The sequence below is a fragment of the Streptomyces sp. NPDC040718 genome (assembly GCF_055593565.1).
Genome location: NZ_JBVIXO010000045.1, coordinates 1 through 1,777, shown reverse-complemented (window position 1 = coordinate 1,777; position 1,777 = coordinate 1). Strand labels below are relative to the sequence as shown.

Annotated in this window: 2 protein-coding genes; both read left to right on the top strand. The window is 69.9% G+C overall.

Going from position 1 to position 1,777, the window contains the following annotated elements; all coding sequences use genetic code 11:
* On the top strand, positions 1-1,068 hold a 1,068-nt coding region (locus tag ACZ597_RS35580), incomplete at its 5' end, for a vitamin B12 dependent-methionine synthase activation domain-containing protein (protein WP_471339610.1).
* Between the two features lie 35 nt (positions 1,069-1,103).
* On the top strand, positions 1,104-1,777 hold a 674-nt coding region (locus ACZ597_RS35575), incomplete at its 3' end, for an adenosylhomocysteinase (protein ID WP_471339606.1).

The following is a 1,777-nucleotide window of genomic DNA, read 5'->3' as shown; positions in this document are numbered from 1 at the left end:
AACACCCGGGGACTGGCCTCCCGTTTCCCCGTCATCCTCGGCGGCGCGGCCCTGACCCGCGCCTATGTCGAGCAGGACCTCCACGAGATCTACGAGGGCGAGGTCCGCTACGCCCGCGACGCGTTCGAGGGCCTGCGGCTGATGGACGCGCTCATCGCCGTCAAGCGCGGAGTCCCCGGAGCTGCCCTGCCCGAGCTCAAGCAACGCCGCGTACCGCAGCGGGCCGCCGTCCTCGACGTGCGCGAGCCGGAGGAGAGCGGTGGCCGGTCCGACGTGGCCGTCGACAACCCGGTGCCCGAGCCGCCGTTCCTCGGCACCCGCGTCGTCAAGGGCATCCGGCTCAAGGAATACGCGGGCTGGCTCGACGAGCAGGCGCTGTTCAAGGGCCAGTGGGGTCTCAAGGACGCGGGTTCGATCGAGACGGAAGGCCGGCCCGGGCTGCGGGGCTGGCTGGACCGGCTGCACACCGAGCGGCTCCTTGAGGCTGCCGTGGTCTACGGCTACTTCCCCTGCGTCTCCAAGGGCGACGACCTGATCGTCCTCGACGAGGGCGGGGGAGAGCGGACCCGCTTCACCTTCCCGCGCCAGAGCCGTGGCCGCCGGCTCTGCCTCTCCGACTTCGTACGCCCGGACGACTCGGGCGAGGTCGACGTCATCGGCCTCCAGGTCGTCACCGTCGGCTCGAAGATCGGCGAGGCCACGGCCAAGCTGTTCGAGTCCGACTCCTACCGCGAATACCTGGAACTCCACGGCCTGTCCGTCCAACTGGCCGAAGCCCTCGCCGAGTACTGGCACGCCCGGGTCCGCGCCGAGCTGGGCATCGCCGGGTCGGATCCGGCGGCCATGGACGGCATGTTCCGCACGGAGTACCAGGGCTGCCGCTACTCCCTCGGCTACCCGGCCTGCCCCGAGCTGGCCGACCGGGCCAAGATCGCCGACCTGCTCCGGCCGGAGCGGATCGGGGTCCACCTCTCGGAGGAGTTCCAACTGCACCCCGAGCAGTCCACCGACGCCATCGTCATCCACCACCCCGAGGCCGGCTACTTCAATGCGGGAGGCCGCCGATGAGCTCTGCCCCGGGACGAGTTCAAGGAGCACTTCCCATGTCCGACGGGTTCACGGACTTCAAGGTCGCGGACCTTTCCCTTGCCGCGTTCGGCCGCAAGGAGATCACCCTGGCCGAGCACGAGATGCCGGGTCTGATGTCGATCCGCGAGGAGTACGCCGCGGCGCGGCCGCTGGCCGGCGCCCGTATCACCGGCTCCCTGCACATGACGGTGCAGACCGCCGTCCTGATCGAGACCCTCGTCGCCCTCGGTGCGGAGGTCCGCTGGGCGTCCTGCAACATCTACTCGACGCAGGACCACGCCGCCGCGGCGATCGCGGCCGCCGGGATCCCGGTGTTCGCCTGGAAGGGCGAGACGCTGGAGGAGTACTGGTGGTGCACGCAGCAGGCGCTGACCTGGCCCGGTCACGCGGGCCCGAACATGATCCTGGACGACGGCGGTGACGCCACGCTCCTGGTCCACAAGGGCGTCGAGTTCGCGAAGGCCGGGTCCGTCCCCGACCCGTCGACCGCCGACAACGAGGAGATGCGCCTCGTGCTCGAACTGCTGGGCCGCAGCGAGCTGGACTGGACGCGGATGGCTTCGGAGATCCGGGGTGTGACGGAGGAGACCACGACGGGTGTCCACCGCCTGTACGAGATGATGGCCGAGGGCACGCTGCTGTTCCCGGCGATCAACGTGAACGATGCCGTGACGAAGTCGAAGTTCGA